The sequence below is a fragment of the candidate division KSB1 bacterium genome (genome assembly GCA_034505495.1).
Classification (GTDB): domain Bacteria; phylum Zhuqueibacterota; class Zhuqueibacteria; order Residuimicrobiales; family Krinioviventaceae; genus Fontimicrobium_A.
Genome location: JAPDQV010000042.1, coordinates 337 through 26926 on the forward strand (window position 1 = coordinate 337; position 26590 = coordinate 26926).

At 53.3% G+C, this 26590-nt stretch carries 21 protein-coding genes and 1 pseudogene; 19 read left to right on the forward strand and 3 right to left on the reverse strand.

The window, feature by feature from the left end:
• Both ONB24_13290 and ONB24_13295 read right to left on the reverse strand, forming a co-directional pair.
• On the reverse strand, positions 1-857 hold an 857-nt coding region (locus ONB24_13290), incomplete at its 3' end, for an FGGY family carbohydrate kinase (protein MDZ7317087.1).
• A 66-nt stretch (positions 858-923) separates the two neighbouring features.
• Complete coding sequence (locus ONB24_13295; protein ID MDZ7317088.1) at positions 924-2561, reverse strand: GDSL-type esterase/lipase family protein; 1638 nt, start codon at positions 2559-2561, stop codon at positions 924-926.
• A 129-nt stretch (positions 2562-2690) separates the two neighbouring features.
• Here ONB24_13295 and ONB24_13300 point away from each other — a divergent pair, with 129 nt between their 5' ends.
• The 7 genes and pseudogenes from ONB24_13300 (at position 2691) to ONB24_13330 (ending at position 11544) form a co-directional block, all read left to right on the forward strand.
• A complete protein-coding gene (locus ONB24_13300; protein MDZ7317089.1) occupies positions 2691-3377 on the forward strand; it encodes a GDSL-type esterase/lipase family protein in 687 nt (228 codons plus the stop codon).
• 724 nt (positions 3378-4101) lie between these two features.
• The gene (locus ONB24_13305; protein MDZ7317090.1) at positions 4102-5043 is read left to right on the forward strand and encodes a glycosyltransferase family 2 protein; all 942 of its coding nucleotides are present in this window, start codon (positions 4102-4104) and stop codon (positions 5041-5043) included.
• On the forward strand, positions 5036-6013 hold the full coding sequence (locus tag ONB24_13310; GenBank protein MDZ7317091.1) for a flippase-like domain-containing protein: 978 nt from the start codon (positions 5036-5038) through the stop codon (positions 6011-6013). The genes ONB24_13305 and ONB24_13310 overlap by 8 nt, the downstream gene beginning before the upstream one ends.
• Positions 6010-7182 (forward strand): annotated as a pseudogene (rffA, locus tag ONB24_13315) (dTDP-4-amino-4,6-dideoxygalactose transaminase). The gene ONB24_13310 and the pseudogene rffA overlap by 4 nt, the downstream one beginning before the upstream one ends.
• 324 nt (positions 7183-7506) lie before the next feature.
• A complete protein-coding gene (locus tag ONB24_13320; GenBank protein ID MDZ7317092.1) occupies positions 7507-9435 on the forward strand; it encodes a glycoside hydrolase family 97 protein in 1929 nt (642 codons plus the stop codon).
• Between the two features lie 63 nt (positions 9436-9498).
• Entirely contained in the window at positions 9499-10296 is a 798-nt protein-coding gene (gene rlmB, locus ONB24_13325) for a 23S rRNA (guanosine(2251)-2'-O)-methyltransferase RlmB (protein MDZ7317093.1), read from the forward strand.
• Positions 10297-10389: 93 nt separating this feature from the next.
• Positions 10390-11544, forward strand: coding sequence for an iron-containing alcohol dehydrogenase (locus tag ONB24_13330; protein ID MDZ7317094.1), 1155 nt, complete (start codon positions 10390-10392; stop codon positions 11542-11544).
• A gap of 91 nt (positions 11545-11635) precedes the next feature.
• Here ONB24_13330 and ONB24_13335 read toward each other — a convergent pair whose 3' ends face one another.
• The gene (locus tag ONB24_13335) at positions 11636-12127 is read right to left on the reverse strand and encodes a hypothetical protein (GenBank protein ID MDZ7317095.1); all 492 of its coding nucleotides are present in this window, start codon (positions 12125-12127) and stop codon (positions 11636-11638) included.
• Between the two features lie 301 nt (positions 12128-12428).
• Here ONB24_13335 and ONB24_13340 point away from each other — a divergent pair, with 301 nt between their 5' ends.
• The 12 genes from ONB24_13340 to ONB24_13395 all read left to right on the forward strand — a co-directional run.
• Positions 12429-13421 (forward strand): DUF4380 domain-containing protein, encoded by a 993-nt coding sequence (locus ONB24_13340; protein MDZ7317096.1) that lies wholly within the window; start codon positions 12429-12431, stop codon positions 13419-13421.
• 111 nt (positions 13422-13532) lie between these two features.
• Positions 13533-13847: a DUF4258 domain-containing protein gene (locus ONB24_13345; protein MDZ7317097.1), complete on the forward strand. Its 315-nt coding sequence runs from the start codon at positions 13533-13535 to the stop codon at positions 13845-13847.
• Positions 13844-14086, forward strand: coding sequence for a YgiT-type zinc finger protein (locus tag ONB24_13350; GenBank protein MDZ7317098.1), 243 nt, complete (start codon positions 13844-13846; stop codon positions 14084-14086). Before ONB24_13345 ends, ONB24_13350 begins: the two co-directional genes overlap by 4 nt.
• Before the next feature lie 359 nt (positions 14087-14445).
• Positions 14446-15471 carry a transposase gene (locus tag ONB24_13355; protein MDZ7317099.1) on the forward strand — a complete coding sequence of 342 codons (1026 nt, stop codon included), beginning with the start codon at positions 14446-14448 and terminating at the stop codon, positions 15469-15471.
• 48 nt (positions 15472-15519) lie between these two features.
• The gene (locus ONB24_13360; GenBank protein MDZ7317100.1) at positions 15520-16842 is read left to right on the forward strand and encodes a starvation-sensing protein RspA; all 1323 of its coding nucleotides are present in this window, start codon (positions 15520-15522) and stop codon (positions 16840-16842) included.
• Positions 16839-18080 carry a tagaturonate epimerase family protein gene (locus tag ONB24_13365; GenBank protein ID MDZ7317101.1) on the forward strand — a complete coding sequence of 414 codons (1242 nt, stop codon included), beginning with the start codon at positions 16839-16841 and terminating at the stop codon, positions 18078-18080. The genes ONB24_13360 and ONB24_13365 overlap by 4 nt, the downstream gene beginning before the upstream one ends.
• 44 nt (positions 18081-18124) lie before the next feature.
• A complete protein-coding gene (locus ONB24_13370) occupies positions 18125-19663 on the forward strand; it encodes a sugar isomerase (protein ID MDZ7317102.1) in 1539 nt (512 codons plus the stop codon).
• Positions 19664-19702: 39 nt separating this feature from the next.
• Positions 19703-20605: a PIG-L family deacetylase gene (locus tag ONB24_13375; protein ID MDZ7317103.1), complete on the forward strand. Its 903-nt coding sequence runs from the start codon at positions 19703-19705 to the stop codon at positions 20603-20605.
• Positions 20606-20674: 69 nt separating this feature from the next.
• Positions 20675-21040, forward strand: a complete 366-nt coding sequence (locus ONB24_13380; protein ID MDZ7317104.1) for a DUF2200 domain-containing protein — start codon at positions 20675-20677, stop codon at positions 21038-21040.
• Between the two features lie 207 nt (positions 21041-21247).
• Entirely contained in the window at positions 21248-23824 is a 2577-nt protein-coding gene (locus ONB24_13385; GenBank protein MDZ7317105.1) for an ATP-binding protein, read from the forward strand.
• On the forward strand, positions 23821-24210 hold the full coding sequence (locus tag ONB24_13390) for a response regulator (GenBank protein MDZ7317106.1): 390 nt from the start codon (positions 23821-23823) through the stop codon (positions 24208-24210). The genes ONB24_13385 and ONB24_13390 overlap by 4 nt, the downstream gene beginning before the upstream one ends.
• 64 nt (positions 24211-24274) lie before the next feature.
• Positions 24275-26590: alpha-L-rhamnosidase N-terminal domain-containing protein (locus ONB24_13395; protein ID MDZ7317107.1), on the forward strand; the 2316-nt coding region annotated here is incomplete at its 3' end.

The following is a 26590-nucleotide window of genomic DNA, read 5'->3' on the forward strand; positions in this document are numbered from 1 at the left end:
TCATTGGTAAAATTAAAGTCAAGTGCTGCTTCATTTATGATCGGCTGCGGCGATTCGACGCCCAACAGCGACCAAGTGCCGGAGCTCAAATAAGCCCACCGTTCGCCCTGAGCCGGTACGGCCGCTACCGCACTTGCCGTGTCATGACAAGCCGGTGCAATAACCTCGATGTCGCCTATCCCCGTTTCTTCGGCAATTTCACGGCGCAATTTGCCCAACTTTGTTCCGGGAGGGACGACAGGCGCTAAAATATCCATCGGCAGGCCGAGCTTTTCCAGCAAAGGTCGATGCCAGTCCTTCCGCCACGGATCAAGCATTTGTGAAGTCGAAGCGATGGTGTATTCGGAAACTTTTTCTCCGGTCAGAAAATAGTTGAGCAGATCCGGCATAAAAAGGAGCCGATCGGCGACCTCCAACCAAGGATGCTGTTCCTCCGCTAAACGGTAGAGTTGAAACAAAGAATTAAAGGGCAGGAACTGGATGCCGGTCATGCGGTAAAGCTCTTCGCGCGGCACTTTGCGGAAGACTTGCTGCATCACCTCGTCGCTGCTAAGGTCTCGGTAAGCGTAGGGATTGCCGAGCAGTGAGCCGTCGCGGCCCACCAATCCGAAATCGACGCCCCAGGTATCGATGCCGACAGAACGCACGTCCCGATGTCCGACAGCCGCGGTCTTGGCCAATCCGGTCTTGATTTCATCGAACAGCTGCAAGACGTCCCAATGATAGTGCCCCAGCAAAGAGACCATGCGGTTGGGGAATCGGTGGGTCTCCTCTAATCTGAGTTGATCACCCTCAAAAATTCCCACAATAGCCCTGCCGCTCGAGGCGCCCAGATCGAATGCCAGGTATTTTTCCATTGCCAATTCTTTTCTCCTTGCCTTTATCGTGCAGTCTTTTGCTCGAGCCTTTTAAAGCTGATGCAATTATTTGAGTAAAACCATTTTTTGAGTTGCCGTGACCTGCCGATCGGTGCATAACACCAACCAATATACACCCGAAGGCAAACCGTGCCCAGACGAATCAACTCCGTTCCAAACCAACGAAAACGCCCCTGCCGGTCGTTTTCCGTAAGGTAAAGAATAAATCAATCTGCCTTGCACATCGTAAATCTGTACCGTCACATCGGCAGGTTCGGGCAGTTCGCAGCGAATTGTGGTGCTTGGATTGAATGGATTTGGATAGTTCGTAATAGTATACCGTTGCGGCATCGCTTCGTGTTGCCGTACAGCCGAGACGCTGTAATCGAGTTTAAGGGTGTCGACCCCGCCGACTTCCAGTCCCTCATAATAAGCCTTAGCCCAATACCAGCGCACCTGATTGGGTTTGATGGTGCTTTTAATCACCTGAGTTTCGAATTTTCGATAATCTTTGGCCACGGTCATGGGAGAGTTCGGCTCGGTGGCTGTATAAAGTTTGATATATTCGCCCTGTTTGCTCGAAGCGGTCACTTCGACGTCGAGCTTAACATACTGCGGGCGTATATCTGTCACGCGATAGGTAATCACCGGCGCATGGACCTTGGCGGTTTTCAGTGCTTTAAAGTCGTACACCGTCGGGGAAAGAGCCGGCGTCGATGCCCGGCCGACCAGAGTCAGCCGGATAAAGCGCACTTCGACGGGTTCCACGGCATCGACGGCGATTTGCGTGGTGTCCATGCGCGCCGATTGATCGACGACCTTCTGCCACTGCACGCCGTCTGACGAAACGTCGATGGTGTAGCGGGCGCCGTATTTTCGTCCTTCGAAACCGAAATCGATTTGAAACATGTCGATCGAAACCACTTCGCCCAAGTCCACGACCGCATAACCGCCGTCTGCGCACCAAAAAGCCGTTCGCCGGTCGCCGTCCACCAGCGCTTCCGCCGGACTCAGCGCCCCTTCAGCATAGACTTTTTTTTCAAACGCAACATCTTTGTCCATCGCGGAAATGACCTCTCTACCGGTCAGGGTGCGATAGACGACCTTCGCCATTTCCCATGAGCCTTCCGAGTCGGGATGAATGTCATCGGGGAATAGATGCCGTTTGTCGATCAGCGGAGTACGAAAGTCGATTATTGACGCGCCTCTCAGCGACGCGATCTGCTCGATCATGGGAATGATTTCAGCGACGATGACCGAATCTCGGATATCCCACTTTACCGAGAATGCAGGCGGCGGCTTGCAGATATAGAACTGCGGGTTAGCCGGACACGTCTTGAAGGTGTCGATCATTGCTAAATAGTCGGGAATGAACTCGTCTTTATAAACCCAATTATAGGGTTTGCTGTCGTTGGTGCCCAGCAGGATGATGACGATGTTCGGGTTCATGGCAAGGGCATTCTTAAATTCCTTCTCCACCCACAACGGATAGTCGCCCTTTCTCAGCAAGGTGCGTCCGGAATTTCCGAAATTACCCACTTTGTAGGCATCCCCGAGCAGTTTTTGCAGCTGTCCTGGCCAGCTGTCGTTTACCGGATCGGGAATGCCGGCGCCTGCCGTAATGCTGTTTCCAAGGCAGGCGATGCGGATCGGCTCCGCATAAGCGAGTGTCGCTGATAAAACAACAAGAAGAAAAGCTTTCATGAATGCCTCCTCTCAAGAACGGTAAAAATTAGCAGCTTTGTAAATAAAATCAAATTGAAATTGACATTTTTTTCTTTTTCAAATGAACAATTTGTGCCTATATTTCAAATAATGAGTGGAGAACCAACAATGAAAAAACACGCCAAGCTCGTTTTTCTTTTCTTGCTTTGGTTTTCTGTTCGACAGCATGCCCAAGAAGACCCCGATCCTCTGCGTTTTCAGCAAGAAATCGAAGCATTTCGACAATGGGATGCCAAGAATGCCGTGCCTGCGCATCCGGTATTGTTCATCGGCAGCTCCAGCATTCGTTTATGGAAAACCGCCGAAGCGTTTCCCGATCTGCCGGTCGTCAACCGCGGTTTCGGCGGTGCCCATTTTAGCGATCTTCTCTATTATCTCCCTGACATTCTATTAAAATACCCAGAACCGGCAGCGATCGTGCTGTATTGCGGCGATAATGACGCTGCCGCTGGGAAAAGCTCGACCCGCATCGTCGATGATTTTAGGAAATTCCTCGCCGCAGCGCAGAGTCACTTCCCAAAGACCCCCGTCGTCTATATTCCCATTAAGCCCAGTCCCAGCCGCTGGGCAATCTGGCCGGTGCAAAAAGAGGTCAACGAACGGCTCCAAGCGTTATGCCGAGAGAACAGCCTCCTCTTTTACGCCGACACCGTCACCCCGATGCTCGCCGCCGGAGAACCGCCTGCGGATGAGTTGTTTCTTGATGATCGCCTGCACCTGAGCGAAAAAGGATATGCGGTTTGGCAAAAAGTGGTAAGCGAGATGCTGCATAAAATACTAAAACAGCACCAATAGGGCTTTTCTCATTTTTTGTATGAGATGACAAGAGCATCTTTCGAAAGTCCTTGAAAGGATAAATGATCAGTCGGAAACCGCTTTCTTTAGTTAAACTCCTTGCCCGTATTGACTTGGATTTATTCTCACATGTCAAGCTATTTGCCTCATGGAAGAACCTGATTTTATACCGCTATAAACGGAACAAGCTTATCTTGGTTCGGGATGACTGCCGGGTTCACGTGTATTAGCATGCAATGTGAATCCGGCGCAGCAGAAGCACATAAACAATGTGCATTTGCAAAATTAGCAAGCACGGCTAGTCATTATTTCATTTTTTCGTATCACACTTCTTCATAAGCGACGTCAGGTTTTCTTCCTCTACAGTAGTCATTGTTTATTAACCGCCTGAATGATCTTACAATGTCAACCGAATTGTTGGCCATATTAACTACGATTTCATCACCTTCGGCAGGGTAAACGCCGGCGATTCGCTCTTTCCAAGTTTGCCCGCAAAAGTCCTTTAGAATATAGTACCGGCTAATAAGGTGCCCGCCGGTGTTGCGGCTAAAATGTTGCATGATCAAGAACGCGGGAGCAAAAGCATTGGTTAGTCGTCACGTAAAATATCGTCATATGCGGAAGCCGAGAGTAATCCGAATCGAAAATTTTACTATATTGTTTTAGGTTTTCAAGCCAATTTATTATTCAATGTATTTCGATTTTTCATTACACCTATTGATGCATGCAGACAATACCATACTCCATCGTCATTCCCGTTTATAATACCAAAGAATCCCTGATCGAGCTGATTGATCGGCTTAACGCCGTCTTTTCAGAAACCATCCGTAAGCCGTTCGAAATAATCATGGTCGACGACGGATCAAAGAATCCTGACACATGGCCTACTCTTCTTTCTTTGGCGGAAAAGAATCCCCACCTTACGGTAATCCAATTAACCAGAAATTTCGGCCAAATGTCGGCTTTAATCTGCGGTCTCCTCCACAGTCGCGGCGATTACGTCATCACCATGGACGACGATCTGCAGCACGCGCCGGAGGATATTCCATTATTGATCAGTGAGCAGTATCACGATATGGTCGTTGCACGATTCCCCATCATGCATCACGGCCCTCTCCGTCGAATAACGCACAAACTAAAAGAAGCGTTGGAAACGCCCCTTTTCGGAAAACCTCGCGGAATAGAGCTTAGTTCTTTCCGTCTTTTGAAACGGCAGTTGATCGATGGATTACGCGAGATGATGATCCCCCATCCGGCGGTGACTTATTTGCTGCTCCGTCAAACTCAGGACGTCGTCAATGTGACCGTCCCGCACTATCCTCGTAAAGAAGGCAAAAGCGGATATTCCCATCGCCGCCGATTCAGCATGTTTATGAATTTGCTCATTTATTATTCGCCGGTTCCGAGCACACTGACGGCAATCGTCGGCAGCGTTTTCTTTTTCGGTGCTGCCGGCACGGCTATTATCCTAATATTTTTACAAATGCGCGGTCTCGGCGGCACGTTGTCTTTTTCAACTTGGCTGCTGGTGTTGATACTTTTGGCGTTGGGAGCAAACTTGGCCGCTCTCGGCCTCATCGGCCATTATTGCTTTCGCATTCTGCAGAGCTTTGTTCGTCGTACTCCCTATGCGATCCGCCGGATCATTGGAACTCAGCTTGAATAACCGACACAGTCTTTTAACAACAGTCCGGAGATGGTTCTATTTTATTGCGCCGGTCTTGTTTCTCTTTTTTCTTTTTCGGCGTTTGGATATCGATCGCCTTCAGGAAGCTTTCCAAAGAGCAAACAAATTCTACCTATTGCCCGTTATCTTTTTATACCCGGCATCGATCCTTATCGGCGCGTTACGATGGAACTTTTTGATGAACTGTTTCGGCAATAAACCCGTCTCACGCAGCTTTGCCTTGACGCAACATTGGATCGGATATACCGCAGGTCTTTTAACACCCGGCTACGCGGGATGGGATTTGTATCGCCTTGTTTCCGGCGGGAAAGCGACCGGTGCCTATCGGAACGGCTTGTTGATTATTCTCTTGGAACGCTTCACCTCTTTGGCGGCGGCAACGGCAATATTGCTTTGTGCGGCCGGATTTTTGCCTATTGCCGCCCGCAGCGAGACGATTTGGATCAGTCGAACCGCAGTCTTTTTGCTCCTCGCCCCTTTAGGTGCTCTCGGCTTTCTCTATTGGGAAAACGGCCGACTTGCCCTTCGAATAAGCCGATTTCTCAAAACACGTTCTTGGCTCGATTTTATACCAGTGAATCCTGCCGCTTCTTTGCGCCAAGCTCTGCCTTTGCGCAGGCTCATGTGGTTATTCGGTTGGTCGACAACGATTCAATTGCTGACCGTCTTGAACAATTGGCTGTTCTTTCACGCCGTCCACCCCTTGCCGTTTACCGTCGTCGCTTTTGCCTCTCCGGCCGCCGTCATCGTTACGCTTGTTCCCGTTTCCTTTGCCGGAGCCGGAGTTAGAGAATTCACTTACCTTTATCTTTATCGTTTTTTTGCGGTGCAGGCTGAAGAAGCAGTTCTCGTCTCGTTCTTGAATCTGGGAGGAATTTTATTTAATGGCATAATCGGAGCCGGTATATGGGTTTTTCTAGCATTCAGAAAGTGCGATACGAAGAAATGAGGCCGACAATTGAAGAACTACAATCCCCAAACTCTTTACATCAAAGGATTCCGTTCAATAAACCGGCAAGAGTCGGTAGAGAATTGGAATATATTGCCGAGGCCGTTTCACGATGTCATTTAGCAGGCAACGGCCTTTTTACACGGCGATGTCATGATTTTTTTCGCCAACGGTACCGTTTCACCAACTCGTTTCTGACAACTTCCGGCACAGCAGCATTGGAGATGGCGGCGTTGTTGCTCGATCTCAAGCCAGGAGACGAGGTCATTATACCCGCCTTTACCTTTGTTTCGACGGCTAATGCCTTTCTTCTGCGCGGCGCACGGATCATTTTTGCCGACAGCGAGGCCGAGACGCCCAACCTTGATATCGGCTCTATCGAGTCTTTGATCACGCCGCGGACGCGCGCCGTCGTGCCCGTCCATTACGCCGGCGTTGCCTGCGATATGGATCGGCTAATGGCCGTCGCGAAGCGGCACGCCGGCCGCATCGTTTAAGACGCTTCGCAGGCCCTCGATGCTTATTACAAAGATCGGCCGCTCGGCTCTTTCGGCGATCTAGCGGCATTTTCTTTTCATGAAAGCAAAAATATCACCGCGGGCGAAGGCGGTTTGCTCGTTGTAAACGATCCTTCGTTGGTATCGCGCGCAGAGATCGTTTGGGAAAAAGGCACCAACCGTGCCGCCTTTTACCGGAACGAGACGAGCAAATATGAATGGTTGGACTTGGGGTCCTCCTTTTTGGCTTCGGAACTGACTGCCGCTTTTTTGTATGGGCAATTGGAATGCATTGAGCAGATTCAACAAAAACGGCTGCATTTATGGAATCTCTACCGCCAAGGACTTGCCCCGCTCGAAAACGCCGGAAAGCTGAAACTGCCGAAGGTTCCGGCTTACGCCCGTCATAACAGTCACATCTTTTTTGTAAAGACGGAAAGCAAAACCGAGCGGGATGCTCTTCTGCGGCATCTGCGACAAGCCGGCATTCATGCAGTTTTCCATTATCTGACACTGCATCGTTCACCCTTTTACAAAGACAAACACGACGGCCGCCCTCTGCCGAACGCCGAACGCTGGTCGAACTGCCTTCTCCGCCTGCCGCTCTATTATGAGTTGAAAGAAAGCGAGGTTGCCTTTATCATCGACCAGATCAGCTCTTTTTATTGTTGAGCGACATAAAGTGCAGTCAAAGCCGCCTTTCCCACTATAATGGCCGTCGTAACTTTCACATGTTCAACTGACATAAAGATTAAGGGCATTAAAGAGTCCATATCGACGATTTGTCATAAACAGAACGGTATAAAACGCTAAATCGTCGGCAGCCCTTTTTTGAACAGCTTTGGGGATGCTCTATCTGTGCCCCATATTCGGCGCCGGGCGAGCGGCAAAATCCTTTGTAATTCCGCGGAAAATTTGCTTAATTTAAAAGTCTTGTAAAAAAACCGGCCTCAGTTTGCGGTGATAAAATCAGTTAACATTATCGAGGAAAAAACTATGAAAAGATCGGCATGGCTATTGATCATTGCGGCTTTTGTCCTCTCCTGCTCCGTCCGACAGACCAAAAATTGGCGGGTCGTTTCTCCTGACGGTCGTATCGCTTTGACTGTCTCCTTGAACCGGTCCGACGGCTCTCTCAGCTATACCGTCGCCTCCGGCGGTGTCATCGTCATCGAGCCGTCGCCGCTTGGGCTGGTGCGCACGGACGCCTCCTTTGCCGCCGGATTGTCTTTTATTTCCCGCAGCGACCGCGTTATCGACGAGACCTACACCCTGCACAACGGCAAACGCAGCCTATGCCGCAACTTTGCCAACGAGGCGACGCTGACTTTTGCCAACGCCCAAGGCGGTAAAATTGAAATGATTGCGCGTGCTTATAATGACGGCGCGGCCCTCAAATATCGCTTCCCTGAAACCGACTCCGAAGTCAAAACCATCGAACGCGAGGTCACTGCTTTCAAGATTCCGGCAGGCAAGGCCTTCATTATGCCTTATGACAATCCCAGCCAGTACACACCGGCTTATGAGAATTATTATGCCGAGTACCCAGTGGGCACTGCGTCGCCGACCGAGGCAGGATGGGCCATGCCGGCTCTCTTTAACGTCAATAACGGCAATACCTGGCTGTTAATCGCCGAGTCCGGCCTGAACGGCAGTTATTGCGGCACCCGCTTCGAAAAGGAGGCGCCCGGCGGCCTCTACCGCATCCGTTTTCCGGAAGCGAGAGACGGTGAAGGAGTCGGTGACGTGCGACCGTCTTCCACCCTCCCGTGGGAAACCTCATGGAAAGCCTTGATCATTGCCGATTCGCCGGCGGGTATTGTCGAATCCTCTTTGATTACGAATCTCGCCGATCCGCCAGCTTATCCCGTCGGCAGCTATGTCAAGCCCGGCCGCGCCGGTTGGAGCTGGTGGTCGGAAAGCAACAGCCCGCGGGATTTCAAACGCCAGCGCAAATTCATCGACTATTGCGCCCAACAGGGTTGGGAGTATTATTTGGTCGACGCCAACTGGAACTTTGAGCCGACCGCCGATTTAATCTCATTTATTAAATATGCTCAATCGAAGAACGTCGGCATTTGGCTCTGGTACAACTCGGGCGGGCCGCACAACATCGTCACCGAGGCGCCGCGCGAACGGATGTACGAAAAAGAAACCCGACGCCGCGAGCTGCAATGGCTCAAAGAGATCGGCGTCAAGGGCGTCAAGGTCGATTTCTGGCAAAGCGACAAGCAGGGCATGATTCAGTACTATATCGACCTGCTAAAAGACGCAAATGATTACGGCATTATGGTCAATTTTCACGGCTGCACCGTGCCGCGCGGCTGGGAACGTACCTATCCCAATATGATGACGTTGGAAGCGGTGCGCGGCGCCGAGTGCTATAAATTTGCGCCGGAGTATCCGGAAAAAGCGCCTCTGCACAACGTACACTTGGTCTTTACCCGCAACGCAATCGGACCGATGGACTATACGCCGGTCACCTTTTCCGACGTCGACTATCCGCACCTCACCACCAACGCCCACGAACTGGCGCTGTCGGTGGTCTTTCAGAGCGGTGTTCTGCACTTTGCCGACAAGCCGGAAAGCTATGCCGCTCAACCTGAGGAAGTGCAGGCCTTTTTAAGGACATTGCCCGTGGTTTGGGACGAAACTGTGATGCTGGACGGCGATCCCTCTTCGCACGTCGTCCTGGCGCGCAAAAAAGGCGACCTGTGGTATGTCGGCGGCATCAACGGCCTGAAGGAGCCGAAATCCGTGACCCTTGATCTGAGCAAGCTGTTTGTCGGTGAGAAAGCTGTAAAGTTTATCGGCGACGGCGACTCGCCGCGCACCTTTGCCTTTCGCACCCTTGCGGGCGACGCGCAGCAGATCATCATGCAGCCGCACGGCGGCTTTGTGATGACCGTCGCGCCGGCAAGGTAAGGCCGAGCCCGGCACAGAAAACCGCCCCCTCCTGAGGATGGGGCGATTTTCCCAAGCAAAACCATGGAACTCTTGGAAGGAAGAATCAGCATCGAAGCGGCGCTGCAGGCGCGTCGACGGCGATTCGAGGTGATCTTTATCCGCGAAGGCCTGCACGCCGAAAAGCTGGGTTCCCTGCTTGCGGCAGCCGAGCAGCAGGCGATTCCGATCAAAACGCTCAGCGCGGCGGAATTGGACGCCATGGCCAAAGGAGTGACGCACGGCGGCGTCATCGCCCGCTGCTCGGCCAAAAGACAGCCGACTTTTGAGGAACTCTATCAGCAGGTGAAAGGCATGAGCCGACGGCCGTTTCTTCTACTGCTGGAAGGCGTCGACGACGCGCAGAACCTCGGCTTTATCCTACGCACTGCGGAGGCGTGCGGGGTAACCGCCGTGCTGCTGAAAAAGCATCTTTGGGATTTCGATACCGGCGCCGTCTCCCGCGCCTCTTCCGGCGCTTATGAGCGGCTGCCGATGGTAATGATCGACGAGGTCGAGAAATCGCTGCCGCGTCTGCAGGCGCTCGGCCTGAAGCTGTACGGCTGCATCGCCAATGCGCAAAAAACGATCAATGAAATCGATCTTCAACAGCCGGTCATCCTGGCGCTCGGGGGAGAAAAACGCGGGCTTTCGGCAGCCGTGCGCAAACAATGCGACCGCTTCGTCAAGATCCCCATGTTGAGTCCCATAGGCTCGCTGTCGCTCAGCCACGCTGCAGCCATTGCCATGGGAGAAGTATTGCGGCAGCGCCTCACCCCGCGGGACGTTCTCTCCCCTTCGCTCGACGACGCGGCGAATGAGCGTCCTGCGGCCCAAGATTAGCTTTACTGCAGAAAAAATCGGCAAAAGGCTGATCGTGAATAAATTTGTCTCCGGGATTGTTTAGCGTCTCGATCAAACTCGAGGAGATACACGATGTACAACTTTGTTTATTACAATCCGACCAAAATACTCTTCGGCAAGGGCATGATCGCCAAGCTGCCGACTCTGCTCGATAAAGAACAAAAAGTCCTGCTGGCCTACGGCGGCGGATCGATAAAAAAGAACGGCGTGTACGATCAGGTCATGCAGGCGTTGAAAGGCTATTCGAGCGTCGAATTCAGCGGCATCGAAGCCAATCCGCAATATTCCACCTGCATGAAGGCGGTCGAGGTGGTCAAACGCGAAAAGATCGATTTCCTTCTGGCCGTCGGCGGCGGCTCGGTGCTCGACGCGGTCAAGTTCATTGCCGCAGCGGCCCGCTTTCCGGGCAAAGAGCCGTGGGACATTCTGACCAAAGGCGCAAAGATAGTCGACGCCCTGCCGCTCGGCTGCGTGTTGACCCTGCCCGCCACCGGCTCGGAATCCAATCCAAACGCGGTCATCTCGCGCGCCGAAACCGGCGAAAAGCTCGCCTTTGCCGATGACCATGTGTTTCCGAAATTTTCCATTCTCGATCCGGAAACCACCTTTTCCCTGCCGCCGCGGCAGATCGCCAACGGCGTCGTCGATGCGTTCGTGCATGTCATGGAGCAGTACCTCACCTTCGACGTCAACGCTCCTTTGCAGGATCGATTTGCCGAGAGCATTCTGCTGACTTTAATCGAAGAGGGACCCAAAGCGCTGCTGGAGCCGCTGAATTATGACGTCCGCGCCAATGTGATGTGGGCGGCAACCCTGGCGCTCAACACCCTGATCGGCAAGGGCGTGCCGCAGGACTGGACCACTCATCAGATCGGTCACGAACTGACGGCATTGCACGGCATCGATCATGCGCGCACTTTGGCGATCATACTGCCCGCCGTCATGAAGCATCAGCGCCGATATAAAGCCGATAAAATCATTCAGTACGGCAGGCGCGTCTGGGGCATTCAAGAAGGCGATCGTGAAAAAGCAATTGATCTGGCGATCGAAAAGACGGTTGATTTCTTTCGCCGCATGGGAGTGCCTACTTCGCTAAGCGACGTATCCTTGACGCCTCAGGACGTTCAGAAAGCCGTCGAAGCGCACGCCAGACGCGGCAGCCGTCTGGGTGAGCATCGGCATATCGGCGCAAAAGAGATCGCCGAAATTCTGCAATTGGCCGCCTAGTTTTTCGTTCGAAAGCGCAGCAGCGGGTTCCCTGTCGGTCTGATCGGCAAGGGAACCCGTTTTTTATCTAAAACGCCGATATTGCCCAAACTTACGGCTGATTTTCGTTCGAGACCGACTTTGGTCGCGGGAACCTCTCTTTGGCGACGTGCTTGGTAGGCGCATTTCCGTGAACAACCGGATATAGAGTCACGATCAGGCTCGAGTACAGGATCTCATTCTTGGTTTCTTTGGTCGTAAACTGCAGAACTTTTTCAAAACGTTCATAAGAGCCGTCTGCCTGAAATCTGAAATTCTCGGGATCCCATTGCCGGCCGGTTGCAAACCAAAGCAAATAAGCGCCGTTCGGAATGCCTTGCAATTGGTAATCCTCGCCCTTACGGATATACACCGAAAAAAGCATCGTCGTATCGGGCAGCGTCAACACGGCGACAGCGTCTTTGTCGCCCAACTTGTTTTGAATCAAAAGTTCACCCAAGCCGTCGCGCTGCAGGCATGAGAAAAAGACATCCCCTGTGGCAAACGTTTGCTCTTGAAGCGCAAAAACTTCTCGGCTCAAGGCCGAAAGCCAAAGCAAACACACAAAAATGCACCTTTGCATGATGCCTCCCTCGCAGAATAAAACCCCGCAAATTTCAACAGTTTTAACCTGGCTCATTTTACGAATAATTTTATCCGCTTTTGCTGTCGAAAAATTCCATTTTTTACCATCTCCAGCCCATCCTCTTCAATAAAAATTAAGAAATCGTAAACCAACTCCAACTTTTGCTTGGCTTTTTCCCTCGGCGTGGCTATTTTTTTCTGAATCTATAGCATAGGTTGGGGATTGCAGCATGAATAGGCGCATGCTCTTTTTTCTTGCCTTCCTTGGAGGAGCAACCCTCATGTGCAACGAAAAGAAAAACATCGAGCCCTCGACGCGCCAAGGGGTCGTTGTTACGAAAATCACCTACAGCGGTTGGCCGGAATCCTACGAGCTGCGCAACGCGCAAGTCAAAGTGATTGTGGTTCCTGGAATCGGCCGCATCATGCATTACGGCTTTCGCAACGGCCCGAATATTTTGTGGACCAATCCGCAATATTCGGGCATTACGCTGCCGTCGGGACAGCCGTATCGCGAAAACGGCGCCTTGGCCTGGGCCAATTTCGGCGGCGACAAGGTGTGGCCGACCGAGCAGAGCAAGTTTCCCGAGATCAACGGCTACGCCTGGCCGCCGGACCACTGGTTCGACGGCGGCAGATACGACGCGGAAGAAATCCCCGACGGCGTGCGCATCATCAGCGGCGTCAGCGATTTTTGCGGCGCGCGCTGCATCCGCGAGATCACCCTGGCGGACAGCGGCACTGATCTGAGCATTCGGCAGACCATCCGTAAAGAAAAACGCGCCCGCAAAGCTTCGGTCGAACCGATCGAATTTACGATTTGGAACGTCACCCAGATTCGCAGTCCTCTCGCCGCCCTGTTCAATCTCAATCCCAACAGCTCGTTGCCGGACGGCATCCGGTTCTGGAGCGACGAAGCGCGCGCCCAGTTTTACCGACGCGGCTCGGTCGGCGTTTTTAAGCCGTCGCCGACCGTCTCGCAAAAAGCCGGCGCCGACTCGGACTATTGGCTGGCCGCCATCGTCGACAACGTTGTCATCGCCGAGTTCTTTCGGCGGCAGCCTGGCGTCCATCCGGACGGCGACTTGAGCGCCGAAGTCTACACCTCACCGCAATACACCGAGCTGGAACTGCTCAGCCCGCTGACCAAGCTGTCGATCGGCCAAGAGATTCACCACGACATCGTCTGGCGCCTGTATGCTCTGCCGAGCTCAGCGCGGACTGTGGAGGAAAAGATAGAGGTGGCGGCGGGGTGGTTGAGGAGCTTTGAATAAAAGAGATGACATTACATACTATGATAGTAACTCCTCATTATTTGTGATTGGTCCTTAACCTTTTTGGGAATAAGAGATAGTAAAAATAGAAGCCTCCGCAAAGGCTTGTTTGTGAAAATTGATAACTTAATTGACGCTATTCGTAACCATCGTGTCCGTATTACAGATCATGCTGATGAAGAGGCTCAGGCAGACGGATTGTCATTTGAAGAAATCTTTATCAGCGTATTGCGCGGCGAGATTATAGAACACTATGATAATGATAAGCCCTATCCAAGTTGTTTGGTATATGGGATGAACTTTTCCGGTGATGCGATTCACAGTGTATGGGCCTTTAATCCAGCAAATCAGTGGGCGGTTTTAATCACCGTCTATAGACCTGATCCCGATCGATGGATTGACGGCAGAGTGAGGAGAAAGAAATGAAACCATTTGAAAAGTGCCCCGTTTGCGGCGGCGAACTTGTGGAGAAAGAGGTAGAGAAATTACTAAAAGGAGGCAGGCACACGGCGGTAATCCGCGTACATGCTGAAGTATGCCTACAATGCGGTGAAAGACTATACGACGATGAAACAGTCCAGCGTTTTGAGCAAATTCGACAAAAACTGGAACGAGACCAAGTTGAAAAATTCGAACCGATCGGGCAGACGTTTCAGGTTTCTTGAATGAGCTATTGTAAGGTGGATTCAAGTTATAAGTGCAACAGATGAATTAAGGAACAGTTCGGCCGGAGTTTTATAGTCAAGACATTTTCTTTGCATACTATTTAAGCTGAATGATTTTGATCAATTCTTTGTCATTAACTCCAAAACTGCTTTTTCAGCATGTACCGGCGGATCAGGCCGTAGGATTTTTCGTTGAATCAGCGTTCCCATGCACTGTAGGGATAAGGGAAGGGAAAATCGGCGTCGACCAGTCGGGCGATTTAGTGATGTTCCAATAAACGATCGGGTTCGAAAAACATGGTCTAAGTTACGAGCATCTTGCGCTTTGAGTTTTGCCTGCGAAAATAAGGATATCGAAAATGACAAATTTGATCGAAAAATTTCAATATCCTTTGCACAAGCTCTTTCGATTCGACTGCGCCGACCTGGACTTTGGCATCTACCGCATCATGAATTACAAGCGGCAGGTGATCGAGAAGTGGATTACCGAAGACCTGCCCCGAACCGTTTCCGATGAATTGCGTCGCGATGCGCCGGCCGAGCAGGCAGCCGAGGGTTGGTTCCAACTCATGCGCCTTATCAAGCGCGTGGGTGGGCACATCATTAATTTCCTGGCGCAGATCGAAGACTTTCAGAAGATGCTCTGGGAGAAGAAGAAATCGGAGAAAAGCGGACGAAATGTCCGTGATCCTGGGAACGCGGACGTCCCGTCCGCAGTTTCGTCCGCAGAGCACAAAGGCCGGCACTCGCGCGGCTACCTGCCCCATTTCGACGCCGGAAACATCTTCCAATTCATCACCTTTCGCTTGCATGACTCTGTTCCCGCCTCCGTCATCGAGCAATGGAAACAGGAACTGCATTGGCGCGAGGGCCTGGCTGCCGACTCAAAAGAAACCGTGGAACTGCGTAAGCGCATTGAGCAGTATGCCGATAGCGGTAGAGGCGCTTGCTACCTGCGCAATGAACGCATTGCCCGTCTGGTTCAGGACGCCCTGAAATATTTTGATGGAGAGCGGTACCGCCTCATTGCCTGGTGCATCATGCCCAATCACGTCCACGTGTTGATTGAAGTGATGGACGTATCGCTTTCCAAGATCTTGCAAAGCTGGAAGTCCTACACGGCGCATGAGGCAAACAAACTGCTGGGTCGAAGCGGGGCGTTTTGGGGGCCGGATTATTTTGATCGTTATATTCGCGACGAAAAACATTTCCAGGCTACTGTTAAGTACATTCTGCAAAACCCAGTCAAGGCCAGGCTGGTTGACAGACCTGAACAATGGCCTTGGGCTGGGTACGTCGGCCTATCCGGAAATACCGGGAACGCAGAGATCTCAAGATCTCATCTGTACCATCTGCATCGTCTGCACAAAAAAGCGGAAACGTAAGCGGACGGGACGTCCGCGATCCCAGGGATTCCTTAACAAGGTGAGAAAATGACCAGACGTCAACTCTTTGGGCGATTAGGGGCGGCAGGTACGGCGGCTTTGCTGGGCCGCCGAGCCTTCGCTGCTGCCGCTGAAATTCCGGAGCGCCGCGGCCTGCCGGAGCTGAAAATCACGGATGTCAAAGCGATCACCACTGCGCCGAGCGGCATCCGCCTGACGGTCGTCAAGGTCGAGACCAGCGAACCCGGCCTCTACGGCCTCGGCTGCGCCACGTTCAATCAACGCACCCTGCCGGTGGCCGTGGCCGTCGATCAATACCTCAAGCCGTTCGCCGTCGGCCGCAGCGCCGACAACATCGAGGACCTCTGGCAGAACGCCTACACCAGCTCCTACTGGCGCAACGGTCCGGTGCTCAACAACGCCCTCAGCGGCCTCGACCAGGCGCTGTGGGACATCAAGGGCAAGCGAGCCGGCATGCCGGTCTATCAGCTCCTCGGCGGCAAATGCCGCTTTGCCGTCGACACCTATGCCCACTGCAACGGCCGCGATTTCAAAGAGCTCGAAGAGGACGTCAAGCGCAAAATGGCCGAGGGCTATCGCCATGTGCGCATTCAGCTGGGCGGCTACGGCGCCGCGCACCTGTCCAAGCCGCCGGATTTTCGCGACGCCGGTTTCGGCGATCCGCGCGACGGCCACATGGACGTTTACCCCTACATCGCCTCCACCGTAAAAATGTTCGAACACATCCGCAAAACCTGCGGCGACGAGATCGAGCTCCTCCACGATATCCACGAAAGAATCCCGCCCATCGACGCAATCAACCTCTGCAAACAGCTGGAAGAGTACCGACCGTTCTTCATCGAGGATCCTTTTCCGCCCGAGGCCAACGCCTGGTTTAAGCAGCTGCGCGCGCAGACCAGCGTGCCCATCGCCATGGGCGAGCTGTTCAACAATCCCCACGAATGGATCGATCTAATCGTTAATCGCTGCATCGACTTTATCCGCGTCCATATCTCGCAGATCGGCGGTCTAACGCCCGCACGCAAACTTGCGGCCCTGGCCGAAGCCTTTCAGGTGCGCACCGCCTGGCACGGCCCGGGCGACGTCTCGCCGGTCGGGCACGCCGCCAACATTCACCTCGATCTGGCGGTGCCCAATTTCGGCATTCAGGAAAGAGTGCTGTTCGACGAACGCACGCAGGAGGTTTTTCCCGGCTGTCCTTATGTGAAAAATGGTTATCTCTACGTCAACGAAGCGCCGGGCTGGGGCGTGGACATCAACGAGGCGGCGGCCGCCAAATATCCGTTGCCCGAGCATCCCGGCTACTGGAACCCGATCCGCCGTCGCGACGGCACGGCAGTGCGGCCATGAGATTGGGCAAGTATTCCATCGGCATCGGTGACCGCTTCGGCCTTGAAGGCGAGGCGCAGCTGGCCGCCCTGCAGCAGGCGCTCGCTTTGGGCGTCGAAATCATACCGGTGTGGAACAAATCCTTTCGCGAGCACTCGATCATCGGCAGCACGCCCGAACAAACGCGCCGCGCCGCCGACGCCGCCGTTCATGCGCGCAAATGGGCTCTCCCCTATTTCGTCGACGCCGATCATGTCGGCTTGAAAACCGTTGATCTGTTTATCGACGCGTGCGACTTTATTACTCTCGACGTCGCGGATTTCATCGGCAAACCCGCAGCAAAAGAGACGGTCGAGTCATTTGTCACCGCGCAGCGAAAACGGATCGGCAAAGTAAGCATGCCCGAATTCGACATTGTCCTTGATCTGAGCGAAGAAAGGCTGCGTGCCGCGGCGGCCAAATATCTTTGCGCCGTGCAGGAGGCCGGACGCATTTACCGCCGCATCGCCGAGCGCAAGCGCGGCGAATTCGTCATTGAGGTGTCGATGGACGAGACCGAGACGCCGCAAACGCCCGAGGAGCTGCTGGTCATCCTCGCGGCCATAGCCGAGGAAGACATTCCGGTGCAGACGATCGCCCCCAAGTTTTGCGGCAGCTTTTATAAAGGCATCGATTACGTCGGCAACGCGTTACAATTTGCTTACGAATTTGCCGCTTCGGCAGCGGCGGTGCATTATGCCGCGCATCATTATAATTTACCGGACAATTTGAAATTGAGCGTGCATTCGGGCAGCGACAAGTTTTCGCTCTATCCGCATATTCATCGCGTGTTAAAAAAGTTCAATGTCGGACTCCATCTCAAAACCGCCGGAACCACCTGGCTCGAGGAGCTGATCGGCCTGACGACCACGCCCAAGGGCTTGCGGATCGTGAAATCAATCTACAACGCCGCCCTCGAACGGTTCGATGAACTGATCCGGCCCTATGCCGCGGTGGTGAACATCGACCGGAGACGATTGCCGAACCCCGCCGAGGTCAGCAGCTGGGACGGCAGACAGTTTGCCGAGGCGCTCCGCCACGATCCGCACTGTCCGCACTTCAATCCGCACTTGCGGCAACTGCTGCACGTCAGTTTCAAAATCGCCGCCGAGCTGGGCGCCGACTTTATCACCGCGATCGAGGAGCATCGTGAGATCATTCACGAAAAGGTAAAATACAACCTGTTCGAGCGGCACATTAAACCGCTGTTTATAGACTGACAGCGGATAAACTGCCGCTGCCGATCATCTTGAAAGGAGGCTGTATGTGTTGCGGATGTCATGCGAGCGGCATCAACCGCCGTGAATTTTTAGGCGTCGGCGCGCTCGGACTGGCGGGCGCCGCATTGTCTTTTGCCGACAGCCAGCCGGTTGCCGCCTGGGATCCCGAGAAGCCGATGCTTCGCACCGGTAAACCGCTGACGGTGCAGCCGATGTTGGCGTATGAAATTCCTCAGCGCCGGCCGCAAACCTCGTGGCGCAATTGGGGCGGCATCCAGACCGAAGAACAAGTTGCCGCCGAGATGATAAGAATCGACCGAGAGCTTAAGGAGATGCAGAAAAAGGCGGATTTTGCCCTGATCGTCAAGCCGGTCGTCAAGGTGAAATCTGCAGAACAGGCGGCGCAGATCGTCAGCGCCGGCGGCTTTGATGTGCCCTTGGTCTATGCCGCAGGCGGCTGGACGAACATCCTCGAAACCTGCTGCACCGACAAGACCGACAATCTCATCTTTCTGCGCCATCGCTCCGGTCCGGTCTATCTGTGGTACGAGATCCTCCACAACCGCTTCCTGCGCAAGGGCGGCGACGGCTTTGATCTCGACCAGTTTCGCTATCCCGGCGGCATGACCGTGGACGACGTTGTTGTAGATGATTACAACGAATTATTGATCAAGCTGCGGGCGATCTACAGTGTGCACAATTTCCTGGGTCGGCGAATCGTTGCCCTGGGCGGCGCTTCGGGCTGGTGTAATGACGACGCGCCTCAAATTGCCCGCGAAAAGTTCAAGCTCGATATCGTCACCGTCGGGTATGACGATTTGGCGGTGCGCATCAAAAAAGCGCGCGCTGATCGCAGCCGCCTGCAAGCGGCGGAGTATGCGGCTGCGCAATACCTGGCCCTTCCGGAGACCGAGCTGAACACCGACCGAACGTTCGTGGTCAACGCCTTTTTGCTGCTGGATGTCATCAAAGGTTATTTGGAGGAGTATCAGGCCAAAGTTTTCACCATTATGGACTGCATGAGCGCAGTCATGCCGATTTCGGAAACCACCGCCTGCCTCACCCTGAGCCTGTTAAACGATGAAGGGCTGCTTGCCTTTTGCGAGTCAGACTTTAACGCCGTTCCCGCAGGCATTCTTTTGCATTACATTGCCGGTAAACCAGTCTTTTTTAACGATCCTACTTTTCCGCATCACGGCATGGTCACCTGTGCGCACTGCACGGCGCCGCGCCGTATGGACGGTCTCCGTTATGCCCGCGCCAAAGTGGTCACCCACTTTGAATCCGATTACGGCGCCGCGCCCAAGGTCGAGCTGCCGCTCGGCACGCCGGTCACCATGGTTTGTCCCGACGGCGCACAGAAAAAGTGGATCGGTTTTACCGGCTCGGTCATCGACAATCCGTTTCTCGACATTTGCCGCTCGCAGTTCGACATTAAAATCGACGGCGATTGGAAAAAGCTGCTTCGCGATCACCGCGGCTTCCACTGGCTCATGGCCGTAGGCGATTATTCCCAAGAATTGACTTTTGCCTGCCGAAAAATCGGCGTGGCGTGGGAAAATGTTTCACAGCCGACGGTTTGAGGCGCGATTTTGGGATAACATCAATATGAGGAAAAAATTATGAGAACATTGACATCGCTCGTTATGCTGATTTTGCTGATCGGCGCGGTCTCGGCGCAGCAGGCTGCCGGCGGCAAACTGAGCGTCATTGTCTTCGGCGCCCACCCGGATGACTGCGAGCTCAAAGTCGGCGGCATAGCGGCGCGTTGGGCTGCCGCCGGCCACCGCGTCAAGTTCGTCTCGGTGACCAACGGCGACATCGGCCACGCGACGCAGGCGGGCGGACCGTTGGCGCGGCGGCGAACCGCCGAAGTCAAAAAAGCGGCTGAAATCCTGGGGATCGAAAGCGAGGTGCTCGACATTCATGACGGCGAGCTGATGCCGACGCTGGAAAACCGCCGCGAGTTCGTGCGCCTCATTCGCGAATGGCAGGCCGACATCGTCATCGGCCATCGTCCGAACGACTATCATCCGGATCATCGTTATGTCGGCGTGCTCATGCAGGACGCCGCCTTTATGGTCACCGTGGCGCACTTTGAACCGCTGACGCCGCAACTGGCAAGAAACCCTATCTTCTTGTACATGTCGGACAACTTTCAAAAGCCGAACCCATTTGAACCCGACATTGTTGTTGCTGTTGACGATGTGTTCGAGCAAAAAGTCCAAGCCGTCTGGCAGCTCGAATCGCAGATCGAGAGCCTCTGGGCGACCGGCAATTTCGAAAAGGTGGTGCCGATTCCGACCGATCCTGACGGTCGGGCTGCGCGCTTTAAATGGCTGTTCGAGCGGCAGGCCGGCCGGGACGGCGGCATTGCAAACAAGTATCGCGACAAACTGATCGAACTTTACGGGCCCGAAGCGGGCGCCAGGATCAAATATGCAGAGGCGTTCGAGCTGTGCGAATACGGCCGGCAGCCGAGCCGCGAGGAACTGAAATCATTGTTTATGATTAAAACGCCTTGAAAGACGGGTGCGAATCATTTTAAGATGAATAATAAAGTCAATGCTTACCGAATAAGGAGCAAGGCCCCGATGAGCAAAGCCATTGATCCCGACGAACGCATTCGTAACATGACCTTCAGCTCAATATACCCTTACTACCTGGCGAAAATCGAAAAGAAGGGTCGAAGCAAGGAAGAGCTGCATCAGGTAATCGGATGGCTGACGGGTTTCAGCGAAGAGGACATCCATAGGCATATTCGGGAAAATTCGACCTTTGAAACCTTTTTTGCGCAGGCGAGGCTGAACCCGGCCGCTCATTTGATCACCGGTGTCGTATGCGGCTGTCGGGTCGAAGAGATAGCAAATCCGTTGACTCGGCAGGTTCGGTATTTGGACAAGCTGGTGGACGAACTGGCCAAAGGCCGCAAAATGGAAAAAATACTGCGCAAGGATTAGGCGGATTCGCCCTGCTTTTTCTAATGTCGTCCGTCGCTTTGGTTCCATAGCCGGATCAGACTCAGGTCGTCCTATGAAAACATACAACTTTGCAGTTCCTGATGACAAAACCGTTTCCAATCAACATGAAGGCGGCCTGAATTCGTAGAAACCTGATTCATCAAACCCAGTCAGCGGCAGATTTTGCCGCAGGGCAAGGGAAAGCTTATGTCACAAAAAGCCGCTTTGCAGGAATTATTGCCGTTTATCCGCATCTTGATTCTCGATCAGGATGCGGCAGGCGCCGAAAAGGCCAAACTCTTTTTAACGGCAAAAGGATTCCCTCATGTCGAATGCAGCCGTTCTGTCGCAGAAGCTTGGGAGCGCCTCGCGACTTATGACATCCTGATTCTCGATCCTTGGCAGATTGATACTGCCTTGTCCGCTCCGGATTTTCTCCAGTCAGTCGTCGAGGCATACGGCGATGATCAGGACATCATCCTATGGACAGATCGCCCCGTCCATCCGCTCGAGGTCGAAGCAAAATTTGGGGTGATCACTTTGGCAAAATCTCTATCGCTCGATGTTCTGTTGTCTTGGATTCGCCACAGCGCCAAACGGATCTGGTTGGAAAGGATCATCGACAACATTCCGGACGAATTGATCCTTATCGACCCGCGGCCGGAGACATTCGGCCGCATCCATTTTGCCAACAAAGCCAAGCGCGAGCGCTTTGAACAGGGCAAGCCGCTGCTGTACGATTATTGCTGGAGACGATTCGAGCGTCAAAATGAAGGCGATCGCCCTTGCGAAAGATGCATATCGAGGAATACGCTAAAAGAAAAGCATAGCGTGCGGACGTTCTGGGACTATACGGACTGGCAGGGACGAAAAGAGAGCGTCGATCTGCACGCCGTGCCGATCAGCGACCGAACGGGTGAAATTCGCGGCATCATCGAGACCTGTCGCGACCGTACGCAGCTGCACATTGCCCAGCAGTACATCCAGCGCATCGAGGCAGCCCATGCCTGGAACGCCAGACTCGACCTGTTTTTAGAGGGTTTTCAAGAGCTGGGTTATCCGCAGGCGCGCTTTTATCGGCGTATCAACAAAAACGGCCGTGACGTGTTTCAAGGCATCCGTCAGGTCGGCATGCAAATCCCCTTTGACATTACCCGATTCGAGATCGACGCCGAAACGGATATGCCGACCCAAATTTTGCTTAATGAGCGATTTCCGGTACTTTTTGTGATCAAGCCGAATACCGGTTATGTATGGGAGGCCTCAAAGGTCTACGCTCATCTCTATCGCGTTGATGAGCGTTTAGTGCCGTACAATGATATTTTTAAGAAAAAGCGCTGGGTAGAGATCCCGGTGACTGCCAACGGTGAACTCTTTGCCAAGGTTTCGGCTGATCCGGTATATAACACCCGTTATATTTCGAATTATGAATTGGAAGTGCTTTCCTACTACGCTTCCTGGGCAGGGCAGGCGCTGGCTAACGTCGAACGGCAGGAAAAATTGCGCCTGACTTCAGAGACCAACGAGCTCATCATTCAGATCAATCAGCAGATTTCAAAGCGTCCGGTGCATCGCGGCTGGCTCTTTCGTTCTTTAGAGCGTGTATGTGACGTTCTGCACGCTTCGAGCTGCAGCATCTTTCTGCTCGAGGGTGAGGGAGCGAACCGCCGTCTGGTGCGCAAGAGCAACTTTGTCAGGGATCGGTACGGCAGAAACGTCGAAAAAAAGATCGGACCCGAAAGCTACAAAATCGGCCAATTTTTAGTCGGCAACGTGTTCAAATCCGGCAGAAACCTGATCGAAAATAATCTGATCGGTTTGGCGGAAAGATGCCGCAGTCATTCGCCGAAACAGATGAATCTGGCTGCTTATGATGAATTTTGCCGACACATCGGCGAGCCGGTACGCAACGCCCTGTTCGTCGTCCTTCGCTCCGAAGGCCGCAAGATCGGCGTGATTCGCGTCATCAATAAAAAACAGAGCGATATTTACGGCAATCGAGATTTTACCGCCGACGATCTGAAAGCCTTGGAGGCATTAGCGGGACAAATAGCTCTGGCCTACGACACGTTCAACATGGTCAAAAACCTCCGCGAATCGCAAAGGCTGAAAGAGTTCATTGCCGCCGAGTATGCCCATACGATGAAAAATCTCCTGCAGCCGATCGTCACCTTGTCCGGGTTGCTCGAAAGAGATCCGGGCGACAAGGAGCTCTGGGAGCTGATGGCTAACGAGATCGCACGCATGAAAACGACGATCAACACTATGCTGAACCTCGCACAGGCCGAGAGCGCCGAGCTGCAGATCAAAAAAACAGCCGTCTCTCCTGCCGACCTGCTGCACAGAGTCGTCAAACCGTACATCATTTTGGCGGCTGATAAAAACATGGAGATCAGATTGTCGATTTCCCAAAACCTGCCTATATTAGAAATGGATGAGATGCTGATTTACGACGCCGTAGCCAACTTGCTGGACAACGCCGTAAAATACGGAGACCCGGACAAACCGATCCTTCTTTCAGCCCGTTTGTCTAGATTTTTCCTGCTGATCAGCGTTGCTGATTATGGGCCGCAGATTCCCAAAGAAGAGCGACAGCTCATTTTCGAAAAATATTACACCGGCAAAGGCTTTGCCGACACCATCAAACAGATCGGTTTGGGACTAACCTACGTCAAAACGGTTGCCGAGGCGCACGGCGGCAAAGTCTATGTCGATCCGCATTTCAAGCAAGGCGCCAAAATTGTCATGAAACTGCCGCTGCAAAAAGCAGAGGAGGTAGAATGAAACGAGTTTTGATCATCGAAGATGAAGTCGTGATCCGCATCGGCTTTGAAAAGCTGCTCAAGAAAAGAAGCTGCATCATCGATAAGGTTCGAAGCTTTCAGGAGGCTCTCATCGCCCTCGACAACTTTAGCTACGATCTCATCTTGCTGGATCTGGTCATCCCTCCCTACGAAAAAGAAAGCGGATTTAACATCATTAAAAAACTCAAAGAAAAGAAACTGAACCAGGCAACGCCGATCGTCATCATTTCGGGCAAGAAATCGGAAGAAGAAATCAAAAAGCGGATTCATGAAGACGACAACGTCGTGGACGTGCTCATCAAGCCGGTGCAGAACGACAAGCTTTTGGAGGCCGTGGAAAAAGTTTTGGGCCCCTGCACGGCGTAAGCTTATCCGTCGACAATACGTTAAAGACTGCAGAGGATACTCATTCAAATCCTTGAGGCATAAAATGGCAAAATTTCTCTCTTCCCTCACAATTTTGGCGCTGTTGGGAACCTCGATTACGGCGACTACCGTTAACCCCCGCTTCCTTAAAGAGCAATGGGAAGCATCATGGATCAGTCATCCGACAGCCGACCTGAATCAATACGGCGTTTATCATTTTCGCAAGACCTTTAGTTTGGACAAAATACCTGATCGCTTTATCGTTCACCTATCGGCCGACAACCGCTATCGGCTTTTTGTCAACGGCCGCTCGGTCTGCACCGGACCGGAGCGGTGGGACCTTGCGCACTGGCGCTTCGAGAGCGTCGACCTTACCCCTTATCTTTCCCAAGGAAAGAATGTGTTGGCCGCGGTAGTATGGAATTTCGGCGAACATCGGCCGTGGGGACAGCTTTCCTGGCGGACGGCTTTTATACTCCAGGGCGATTCCGAGATCGAAGCTGTCGTCAACAGCGACCGGACTTGGAAGGTGCTGCAGAATTCCGCCTATTCGCCGATTCCTGTAAATCCGCAGACGATGGGCACGTTTACGGTCGTCGGGCCGGGCGAAGAAATCGACGGCCGGCTCTATCCCTGGGGATGGGCTGAAATCGACTACGACGATTCGAAATGGCCGGCGGCAAAAGAACTCGAGCACGGCAAACCGCGCGGCTATCGCGATGCCGGCACCTTATGGCTGTTGACTCCGCGGCAGATTCCGCCGATGGAGGAGACGCTGCAAAGAAACTTGATTATCCGCCGCGCTGAAGGGATCACCGCCCACGATGGCTTCCTTAGCGGAGCTAAGCCCCTGGAAATTCCGCCCAATAGGCGCGCCGTCATATTGCTGGATAACGGCGTCTTGACTACAGCCTACCCGCACTTGACGCTTGGCCGCGGTCGCGGCGCTTCGGTCAAACTGACCTATGCCGAGGCGCTCGTGGACGACAAGCGCGAAAAAGGGAATCGAAATGAAATCAAAGGCCGAACGATTTTCGGCTACTATGATATTTTTCACCCCGACGGCGGCGAACAGCGCTCTTTTTCCACGCTTTGGTTTCGCACCTATCGCTATCTCCAGCTCGATATCGCGACCGGCAGCGAACCTTTGCTGCTGCATGATCTGCATGGAGTCTTTACCGCCTATCCCTTCACTGCAAAAGCGTCATTCGAATCGAGCGATCCGTCTCTTAAGCAGATTTGGGAAACCGGCTGGCGCACCGCGCGCTTGTGCGCCAACGAAACCTATTTCGACTGTCCCTACTATGAACAGCTTCAGTATGTCGGCGACACCCGCATCCAGGCGCTCATCTCGCTGTATGTTTCAGGAGACGACCGGCTGATGCGCAAGGCCATCGAACTGTTCAACGACTCGCGGACGCCCGACGGTCTGACTTCGAGTCGTTATCCCACGACCATTCCTCAGGTGATTCCGCCTTATTCTCTCTTTTGGATCGACATGATCCATGACTATTGGCTGTATCGCGGCGACGAACCGTATCTTCGCTCCTTTTTAATCGGCATTGAAGGCGTCTTGGATTGGTATGAACAATTTATCGACGATACCGGCATGCTCGGACCCATGCCTTGGTGGCATTTTGTGGATTGGCCGGACGAATGGGCGTGGAGTCCGATTACAAACATCGGCGGCGTACCGGCAGGAGCAGCCGACGGCCATTCGGCGATCATTACGCTTCAGTACGTCGAGGCGCTGCTCCGCGCCGCAGAATTGATGCAGGCTTTCGGCAAAACCCAGCAGGCTGATCACTATCTGAATCTGGCCGAGTCGCTCAAACAGGCGGTTCACAAGCTCTGTTGGGATCCCGTCCGTCGCCTCTATGCCGATACGCCGGAAAAACAGATTTTCAGTCAGCACGTGAATGTGAACGCCGTTCTGGTTGACTTGCTGCCGCAGCCGGAAGCTCAGGACCTCATGCTGCGCCTTTTGTCGGACCGCTCTCTTATTCAATGTACGATGTATTATCGTTTTTACCTTTTTAGAGCCTTGAAAAAAGCAGGCCTCGCCGATCTGTACGTCGACCAGCTCGAGCCCTGGCGCGAGATGCTCAGACTGGGTCTAACCACCTTTGCCGAACGCCCGGAACCGACCCGCTCCGATTGTCACGCCTGGAGCGCCAGTCCCAATTATGATTTCTTGGCGACGATAGTCGGCATTGAGCCGGCGGCGCCGGGCTTTCGCAAAGTGCTCATCCGTCCGGCATTGGGCCGCCTGCAGTGGGTCAAGGCGTCCCTGCCGCATCCGGCGGGCGAAATCCGGGTAAATCTGCAGCGCAAAGGAAAACAAAGCCTCGAAGCCGAAATCTTGTTGCCCGAAGGCGTA

Excerpts from the sequence above, each read along its gene's own strand:
- ONB24_13295 (MDZ7317088.1), bottom strand. The coding sequence starts at position 2,561 with ATGAAAGCTTTTCTTCTTGTTGTTTTATCAGCGACACTCGCTTATGCG.
- ONB24_13300 (MDZ7317089.1), top strand. The coding sequence starts at position 2,691 with ATGAAAAAACACGCCAAGCTCGTTTTTCTTTTCTTGCTTTGGTTTTCT.
- ONB24_13305 (MDZ7317090.1), top strand. The coding sequence starts at position 4,102 with ATGCAGACAATACCATACTCCATCGTCATTCCCGTTTATAATACCAAA.
- ONB24_13320 (MDZ7317092.1), top strand. The coding sequence starts at position 7,507 with ATGAAAAGATCGGCATGGCTATTGATCATTGCGGCTTTTGTCCTCTCC.
- rlmB (MDZ7317093.1), top strand. The coding sequence starts at position 9,499 with ATGGAACTCTTGGAAGGAAGAATCAGCATCGAAGCGGCGCTGCAGGCG.
- ONB24_13330 (MDZ7317094.1), top strand. The coding sequence starts at position 10,390 with ATGTACAACTTTGTTTATTACAATCCGACCAAAATACTCTTCGGCAAG.
- ONB24_13340 (MDZ7317096.1), top strand. The coding sequence starts at position 12,429 with ATGTGCAACGAAAAGAAAAACATCGAGCCCTCGACGCGCCAAGGGGTC.
- ONB24_13350 (MDZ7317098.1), top strand. The coding sequence starts at position 13,844 with ATGAAACCATTTGAAAAGTGCCCCGTTTGCGGCGGCGAACTTGTGGAG.
- ONB24_13355 (MDZ7317099.1), top strand. The coding sequence starts at position 14,446 with ATGACAAATTTGATCGAAAAATTTCAATATCCTTTGCACAAGCTCTTT.
- ONB24_13360 (MDZ7317100.1), top strand. The coding sequence starts at position 15,520 with ATGACCAGACGTCAACTCTTTGGGCGATTAGGGGCGGCAGGTACGGCG.
- ONB24_13365 (MDZ7317101.1), top strand. The coding sequence starts at position 16,839 with ATGAGATTGGGCAAGTATTCCATCGGCATCGGTGACCGCTTCGGCCTT.
- ONB24_13370 (MDZ7317102.1), top strand. The coding sequence starts at position 18,125 with ATGTGTTGCGGATGTCATGCGAGCGGCATCAACCGCCGTGAATTTTTA.
- ONB24_13375 (MDZ7317103.1), top strand. The coding sequence starts at position 19,703 with ATGAGAACATTGACATCGCTCGTTATGCTGATTTTGCTGATCGGCGCG.
- ONB24_13380 (MDZ7317104.1), top strand. The coding sequence starts at position 20,675 with ATGAGCAAAGCCATTGATCCCGACGAACGCATTCGTAACATGACCTTC.
- ONB24_13385 (MDZ7317105.1), top strand. The coding sequence starts at position 21,248 with ATGTCACAAAAAGCCGCTTTGCAGGAATTATTGCCGTTTATCCGCATC.
- ONB24_13390 (MDZ7317106.1), top strand. The coding sequence starts at position 23,821 with ATGAAACGAGTTTTGATCATCGAAGATGAAGTCGTGATCCGCATCGGC.